8 protein-coding genes and 1 pseudogene are annotated in these 8,415 nt (G+C 35.1%); 1 reads left to right on the top strand and 8 read right to left on the bottom strand.

The window, feature by feature from the left end; all coding sequences use genetic code 11:
* Positions 1-109 (top strand): annotated as a pseudogene (locus AAC155_RS23495) (IS5/IS1182 family transposase); the annotation flags it as partial.
* On the opposite strand, the gene AAC155_RS23490 reads toward AAC155_RS23495, so the two are convergent.
* The 8 genes from AAC155_RS23490 to AAC155_RS23455 form a co-directional block, all read right to left on the bottom strand.
* Positions 86-961, bottom strand: coding sequence for a hypothetical protein (locus AAC155_RS23490; RefSeq protein WP_240002859.1), 876 nt, complete (start codon positions 959-961; stop codon positions 86-88). The pseudogene AAC155_RS23495 and the gene AAC155_RS23490 overlap by 24 nt on opposite strands.
* 391 nt (positions 962-1,352) lie before the next feature.
* Entirely contained in the window at positions 1,353-2,693 is a 1,341-nt protein-coding gene (locus AAC155_RS23485; RefSeq protein WP_229015778.1) for an MFS transporter, read from the bottom strand.
* Between the two features lie 66 nt (positions 2,694-2,759).
* Positions 2,760-3,707 carry a TauD/TfdA dioxygenase family protein gene (locus AAC155_RS23480; protein WP_113044352.1) on the bottom strand — a complete coding sequence of 316 codons (948 nt, stop codon included), beginning with the start codon at positions 3,705-3,707 and terminating at the stop codon, positions 2,760-2,762.
* A 34-nt stretch (positions 3,708-3,741) separates the two neighbouring features.
* Complete coding sequence (locus tag AAC155_RS23475) at positions 3,742-4,953, bottom strand: MFS transporter (RefSeq protein WP_113044351.1); 1,212 nt, start codon at positions 4,951-4,953, stop codon at positions 3,742-3,744.
* Positions 4,954-4,997: 44 nt separating this feature from the next.
* Positions 4,998-6,182, bottom strand: a complete 1,185-nt coding sequence (locus tag AAC155_RS23470) for a CaiB/BaiF CoA transferase family protein (RefSeq protein ID WP_205068586.1) — start codon at positions 6,180-6,182, stop codon at positions 4,998-5,000.
* A 318-nt stretch (positions 6,183-6,500) separates the two neighbouring features.
* Positions 6,501-6,800 (bottom strand): hypothetical protein, encoded by a 300-nt coding sequence (locus AAC155_RS23465; RefSeq protein ID WP_113044349.1) that lies wholly within the window; start codon positions 6,798-6,800, stop codon positions 6,501-6,503.
* A gap of 40 nt (positions 6,801-6,840) precedes the next feature.
* A complete protein-coding gene (locus tag AAC155_RS23460) occupies positions 6,841-7,008 on the bottom strand; it encodes a hypothetical protein (RefSeq protein WP_158536631.1) in 168 nt (55 codons plus the stop codon).
* Between the two features lie 95 nt (positions 7,009-7,103).
* Positions 7,104-8,276: an aromatic ring-hydroxylating dioxygenase subunit alpha gene (locus AAC155_RS23455; protein WP_113044347.1), complete on the bottom strand. Its 1,173-nt coding sequence runs from the start codon at positions 8,274-8,276 to the stop codon at positions 7,104-7,106.
* Between the last annotated feature and the right edge of the window lie 139 nt (positions 8,277-8,415).

Genomic DNA, 8,415 nt, shown 5'->3' with positions numbered 1-8,415 from the left:
ACTCAAAGAGCATCGTCGCATCGCCACCCGTTATGAAAAGACAGCAAGAAATTATATCGCTATGGTGAAATTAGGTTGTATCCGCTTATTTCTTAAGGTCATTATTTAATTGAGGGACACAACCTAGTTTGTGCATTGCATTGCCCACTTCGGTAATATTCAGTTCTGTATTTCCCTGAAAATAAGGAATTCCAAAACCACCTCCTAGATTAAAGCGACGTACTGGAGATGGAGCAGAGCGTGATAACTCAATTACTAAATTAAGAGCCTTATTTTGTGCTTCAATTAAATGCTCTGCGCATAAATTTTGTGAGCCAGGGTAAATCTGGAATCCTTCAAAAACTAGGGAATCTGGATAATCACGTATAAACATTAGTGCTTCGGGTACATAAACTACATCCATACCAAATTGGCGTGGTCCTCCTCCCATCTTCATGCCAGAAGAGTTAAGATTATAATCAGGGTTTATACGTAAAGAAACACGTGCACACAAATCAAGTTTTTCAGACAATATTTGAATTCGCCGTAATTCATTTAACGATTCGACATTTAACAATACCTGTGCAGCAATTGCTCTTTTTAATTCTGTATCTGTTTTACCCGGCCCTGCAAAACTAATATCTTCAGGAGAAACTCCTGTATTTAGAGCTAATGCCATCTCATTTGCAGATGCGACATCAAACCCTTCAATTTTTTGGGACAAATGGTGGATAAGTGGTACAAAAGGATTTGCTTTAATTGCATAATGAATACTAATTTTTTTAGGTAAATATTTACGTAATAGACGCACTTGCTGGTCAATATGTTTTCTATAATAGGCAAAAAAAGGAGTCTGCCCTATTTGAGTTTCCAGTCGGGTTAATGGTATTCCTCCTATTTCCAAACAATCGTCTTTAATGACAAATGTTTCTGCGATTTTCATCGATAAACTTTTCTGTGTCATTCCATTTTCTACATTCATAATTTACCTCACATTATAAAAAGACAGCATTAGTATATATAATCTACCAACAGAATTATAAAATTATTATATACCCGTCATCTTTCAAGTTGCCTCTTTGTTGGCTGCACTCGCTCACCCCGGTCACATAGTTATCTATGCTCCCGGGGATTCACTCCCTTGCCGCCGCGATGCATCTTGAAATCCATAGGGTATATCGTAATATCCGACTAGTGAAAAAGTTTTATCTAAAAAATAATTCTTCCTTTTTAGTGGATAATATGTTGATTTATAGAAAACTTCCTCAGTCGAGTAAAATAATAAAATTGATAATATAATATGATATTATCAAATTAGACTTTTTTTAAATACTATATTCCATAAAGCTTAATCTATATAAATACAATATAATTTATGATGAAAATGTTTTAGTATTTTTATTGTTTAATACTATAAGTAAACTAAGTAATGAAATAGATGCAATAGCAGATGGAATGAATAAAGTCATAAGTACCCCTCGATAGCCTAATCCTAGTTGCATTAGCCATGCTCCAAACATCGCACCTAATATCCCTCCTGCACGACCAATTCCAAGCATCCATGATACACCTGTCGCTCTGGAGGTTGTAGGGTAATGAAGTGTAGCTATTGTTCCCATAGATGCTTGTGCACCATTCATTGTCGTTCCGGCTAAGAGGATTAATATTCCTAAACTGATTATATTATCAACATACCCTATAGAGAAGAGTAAAATACCAGTCATAAGATAGTTAAATGATACTGTCTTATGAGGAGATAACTTATCCATGATAATTCCTGATATTATCGTTCCAATTCCACCACCTAAAGGAAATAAAGCAGTTAAAATAGTTGCATAACTTAATTTAAAACCAGAATCTTTGATAAGTGTAGGCATCCAATTTGTGACAACATAGAATATTAATAATCCCATAAAATATGCGTTCCAAAGAAGCAAGGTTGATGATAGATGTTCATGGGATAAAATTTCATTAATAGGTTTTATTTTTTGTTTTTCGATAAACTTTAATCTTGAGAAATCTATTCTATTATAATTTTCACCAGCTATTTTTTTGCAAATTTTATTTATTTTTTCTTCTGATTTGTTTTTATTAATCAAAAATAAAACTGATTCTGGAAGAATGAAAATAAGTGGGACAACTAAAAGTATAGGGATAATTCCGCCAATAACTAGCATACTCTCCCAACCAAACTTGGGAATCATGAAGGAACCAATAATACCTCCCATAGCTGCTCCAAAGGGAAACCCACAAAATACAGAGTTAACCATAAGTGACTTTCTATTTTCTGGTGCGTATTCAGAAATCAATGTCAAGGCATTAGACATAGCAGCTCCAATACCTATTCCGGTTAATAAACGCCAGAATGATAATTGGTAGACAGTTGTAGAAAATATCGTTGCAATACTACAAATTCCAAGCATGAAAACAGAAATTACAATAACAGGTTTACGCCCTAGTTTGTCTGATATAGGACCTGATGTTACAGCTCCCACAGATAAACCAACCAATGCTGAACTCATCGCAATTCCAAGGTCTGTTTTTGAAGTCCCCCAACTATCAACAATAGCAGGAGAAATATAACCGATCAGAGCAGTATCGAAACCATCTAAAATAAGAATGCTTAAACACAAAAGTAATATTTTTATGTGCAAAGATGATATCTTTGCAAATCTAATTGTATCTTGGACACTCAACTTTATTGTAGAATTCATTTTATTAACCAATACATCAGGTGAAAAGTAAAAAGGGACTTTAAGCATCCCTTTGTTAAGTTAGGACTAACTTTCAATCTCGAATTGACGTTTAGCACGGCGTGAATCGTTATGGTTATATGCTGGTACTTTAAATTTACGCAATTGTTCAGCACTTGCAGGTTCCGACTCACTAATTGGTTGATCACCTGCGATAGTCACCCGCTCCATATATCGGCGATTTGGATAGTAATCATGAACAGCAGCATGCTGTACAGAGCGATTATCCCACATTACTAACATGTTTGGTTTCCAATGGTGCCTATATTGATATTCAAGTACTGATGTTGTATTAAATAATTGTGTCAGTAGTGCATCACTATCTCGTTGATCCATATTTCTTATATAACGAGTGTAATTTTGGTTAACAAATAGGGTTTTCTTTTTCGTTTTTGGATGAATTCGAACAACTGGATGGGCGATTGGAGGATATTCCAACTCTTTCTTTTGCAATAATTTTTTACCTTCTTCTGTGTCTGGAAAAAGATATTTATACGATGAAAAATCATGTATAGCTTCCAACCCTCGGATGAAATCTTGAGTTTTTATTGAAAGAAAATCATAAGCAGTTGTCATACTGCTAAAACAAGTATCACCACCTATTTCAGGAACAATTCTTGAATAGAGCATTGTAGCCATAGGGGGGCAAAGTTTATATGTTTCATCCGAATGCCAGCGATCTGTTAATACAGGTGGATTACCATTCTTATAATCAAATACTATTAACTCTGGATTTTTTTCACTGTTCTCTGCAAAAGGGTGTACAGTTAACTGGCCAAAATATCTCCCTATACGCATTAAATCTTCTGATGAGAGATCTTGATCCGGAAATACCAATACTTCATGTTCTTCAAGATCTGATTCAATGGTTTTTATTATATCTTTATTTAATGGCTCATTTAGTTTGATATCACGTATTTCTGCACAAAAGTATGGAGTTAGTTTACGTATGGTATATTTAATTCTATCACTCATTTTATTTTATCTCCAAAATTATCACTTACAGGTTTTAAGTTTTATTTTTTATAACTTTGTTTACTATTGGTCTTTTTATTGCTGAAATGAACAAGATGATTGAACATATCATCATAGGAAGAAATACATAACTTGGATTTCCTGAAATATCCCATGATAAACCACTAATTACTGGTGTTATAACCGCACAAGTATAACCAATTGTTAACATTAGTGAAGTAGATCTATGCACCTCATGTGGCTCGCTAATCATACTAGGTAGTCCTAACATTAGTATTAAAACGATAGCAGAAAAAAAGCCGATGAATGCTGAACTGATAATTATATATTCAGTACCAAAGTACATAATGCTGATAAAAGATGCAATTAATCCTATTCCTGATATCAAATATGGATATCGTAGTTTTGCTACAGTGGCTCTTGTCATCATAAGAATAATAGAGGCCGGGATTTGTCCTAAATTTAAAGCAACCAAAGAAATAGATGTTAAATCCTCAAAATTAGCTTCATGTAAGTAACGTGGAATAAAAAAATTGGTTGCAAAATATGTTGCATTTACACATCCCATCATTAATCCTAACTTCCACAATATAATGTTATTCCATTCTGGAACCCACTTTGTATTTTTATTTATCGATATTGTTTCATGTTTATTTTTAGGTGCTAATTGGTATATGAAAATTGCAATTATTAATGTTATCGCAGCCCAAAAAACATATGTAAGTCGCCAAGATCCCAACATGGGTAATAAAATAGATTTTGTCACTGCAACAGGAATAACTTCTCCTCCAAGAAGAAGGCCATTAACATAAATAGCCGTTGCAATCACAATATGTTTTGGAAACCAATCCTTCACAATGGAAGGTAATGCAGGTTGCATAAAAGCAACCCCCAACCCTGTTATCATTGTCGCCGTATACATGATAATTATATCATTTGCTGCTCCACGGAATGCAGAACCTAAACTGGTAATCAGCAAACCAATGATAAGAGTCTTTATTGCGCTCGTTCTTGCAATTAATAGAGAACCGAGAATTGCGGTACCTGCAAATAAGACTGCTGGCAATCCAGAAATAATCCCAACTTGAGTTTCAGTTAAATTTAGATCGTGATGGATGTCAGAAATGATTGGTGGAGTAGCCAATATTGTCAAACGCGTTCCTGCACCAGCTAGCCATAATAAAAATAGCCTTATAAAAGATTTTATTGACCAAAAATTATATATTTCACTGTACGTTGCATTCATTGTCTCATCTCTATTAATTAAATATATTTATTATCTTATTGTTTCTAGATAACTTCTATTTTGCGAAACGATGCAATTTCATCATTATCAAAACCAAGGAAATTTTTTAATAAATTTTCTGTATGTTGCCCATGTTCTGGAGCAGGATTGCGTACTGTATCAAAGTCAGAGAAGGCGCTTAGATGAATGGGTTGACCTACCAGAGTCAAATCACCTAATAATGGGTGCTTAATAGAACATTTCATCTTCAAATACTGAATTTGCGGATCGGACATAGCTTGTGCTATATCATAGATGTAACCACTTGGTATCCCATTATCGTTTAGAATTTGTATTAGCTGTTTACTCTCGAATTTCCGTGTTACAGCTTGAATTTCATCCATAAGCTGCTTTCTGTTTTTTGAACGATTATAGATATCTGAATATTGAGGATTCAAATAAACTGCTTCTATATCAAGTAGATGACATAATTTTTGGAATTTTTCATCTTCTGCGGCAGCGATATTTATTTCACTATCCTTAGTTCTTACGACACCAGTAGGCATTAATGTCGGATGGTCATTTCCCATAAGCTCAGGTGTTTTGCCATCTGCAAGCCATCGAGCGACTTGGAAGTCCATGATAGCTAAAGTTGATTCAAGAAGTGAAGTATATACCCACTGTCCTTCACCTGTTTTTTCTCGATGATATAGTGCCAGTAAAACTGCCTGAGCTAGATTCATGCCTGAGCTAATATCAGCAATAGCAACACCAGTCCTGAGTGCACCGCTTTCTTGAGTACCTGTCACAGACATAAGTCCTGACATGCCTTGTACTATTTGATCAACAGCTGGTCGAGAACTATAAGGGCCATTTTGCCCAAAGCCACTAATGCTGCCACATATAATACGAGGATTAATTTTTTTCAAAGATTCATAATCGACACCTAAACGAAACTTAACTTCAGGTCTAAAATTTTCAAGCACTATATCAGCCTTACGAACCAAACGCTGGAGAATCCCTTGTCCTTGCTTTGTTTTCAAATTAACTGATAAACTTTTTTTATTTCTATGAAGGTCTTGGTAATCAAAACCTTCACGAGTGCCCCCCATACTGTCACCTTTATCGGTAGGTTCCTCAATCTTGATAATTTCGGCTCCCCAGTCACCCAGTAGTCGTGATGTGACTGGGCCAGCTCTATGCCGCGTTAAATCAACAACAACTATTCCTGATAATGGTAAAGCCGTCATTCCGCACCTCATTATTGTGATTTAAATCACAATTAATATAATTAAATTTAGTAATTTCAATGTGCTTTATAGTAAATACCAACTGTTAATCTGATATTTCCCTTTTCAGGATCACAACAAATTTTCACTATAGAAATAATACCTATTTCTTTGATGCTGTGAATGTTTTTTATCAAAAAAATCCGCATTTCTCAAAGAAGCCTAAAAACCAAAAATGGTCGTGTTCATGTCTATATCTCTCGGAGAAATGAATTCCCAAAATTGACGCGAAATGTAGGGTAAAAAAATTCATTCTCATTCAATTACATAAAGTGCAACTTAGATCGGATACACAATTGAATCTGTAATAATATCTGCTGTGCAAATACAGAGACGTTCTTTAAATAAAGCAGCACCACTTTTGTATTCGATAATATCCTTAGTTATACCACTTATTAATAACTTATTTTCTTGACCACATATGCTTTCATGAATTGTAAATATTGTTGCTGTATTGACTAATATTTTCTCTCCACAGTGTTCGAGCTTTGTCAATAATATATTAGATGTTATCCTTTGTTGTACTCTGTCTCTAAAGTAAATTGACCCAGATAAAGCGGATGCGCGATCTATGAGCATTTTCTTTCCTTCACAAAAAACAAAGCATAGATCCCATCCATTATCTATATTCTGTTTTGAAGTAATTCGGTATATACCCGTCATCTTTCAAGTTGCCTCTTTGTTGGCTGCACTCACTCACCCCGGTCACATAGTTATCTATGCTCCCGGGGATTCGTTCCCTTGCCGTCGCGATGCATCTTGAAATCCATAGGGTATATACAATCATCTGTAAAATATGATGGCCAATTATCTAATATTTTTGAGTCTAAATTTTTGTTGTATAAGCTATACAATTTATTGATAGTAAACCAAATTTTATAATCATCCAAGATTCATAACTCCTCGGTAATATTTATAAAATCCACGGATAGCCGCTTCTGTCATCATGTGGTCTTCACTTGACTCACCAACACTAGCTTCTAAAATGATTTCGGAGTCTGGCATGCTTTTAGCTCCTTCTTGGGTTACAGCCAAAATCTCGTTATCATCTATGGTAACCAATCCTGAAGGACCGAGTAGGTTTGCCTGAAATAATCTCCGTTTCGTCAACTCCTCAGATTCATTTTCATAGCCAAAAAAAGTCCAAATTTTAATACAACGATCTGTACCATCAGGGATAACATGACGCATAGCTAAGCAATTAAGTTGTTGCAGCAGGATGAGATTTGGAAAAACAGTCATAATTGCGCCTGTACCGTGGTCATATTCACGCTGATGTTCGATGATTCTCGGATCTAAAAGTGATAACTCTGTTTTTGTCTCTGCATTTTTTTTAATTTCAGCTTTGGTGAAAGATGCTGTTGACACTAATACACTGCTTTTGCCAGAAGAACAAACTTTTACACTAGTTTTTTGATCTGAACGCCAAATACCGAAGTTTTTAAAAAATGAATGCAGAAGTGCTGCATGAAATGGATCTTTTACATTTTCAATTTGAAGTTTCCAATTACAGTTAACTCTATGCTGCATTTTCCCAACAACTTTTAGTTTCCTGCCATCACAAACACGATCAAAGTATGAAAGCATGACAGGATCTAAATATGTTTCAAATGGTTCAATATCATATGAGAAACTAGCAAATACAACACCATGTCTCTCAGTCACATTAAGAGCTTGCAAACCATGTTCTTCAGGATGGAAAAATTCAGACATTCCACCTTTTCCATTAATACCTTTCCTAAAAGGCATCCCAACTAAGTTACCCTCTAAACTAAATGCCCATTCATGATAAGGACATACAAGTAGCTTAGTATTACCTTGAGGGTTATGGCAAATCTTTGCTCCTCTGTGGGGACAGCGGTTTACAAATACACGTAATATTCCTTTTCTATCACGGATTAAAATGACAGGAACATTTCCCACAAATGTTTGTATATAGTCACCAAGATTTTCAACTTCTAAAGAAAGCCCAACATAATTCCATGAGTTTCCCAGAAAAATATTTTTAATTTCTTGTTCATATATCTGGCTGCATGTATAAATTTTGGAGGGCACCCTTCGGGTGCCTCAGACCGCTGACAAACCCCATTGAAAATAATGGGGTTTGTTCCTTTCATTACGAATCATAATACAACTCATTTTCCTCATTGACCCGATTCAATCGCCCGTCAGGGCGTTATTTTCGCTTCGCGGG

The organism is Photorhabdus sp. HUG-39, from assembly GCF_963878365.1.
Taxonomy (GTDB): Bacteria; Pseudomonadota; Gammaproteobacteria; order Enterobacterales; family Enterobacteriaceae; genus Photorhabdus; species Photorhabdus kayaii.
The sequence above is the reverse complement of the archived record's forward strand: the minus strand, read 5'-3'. Positions and strand labels throughout refer to the sequence as shown.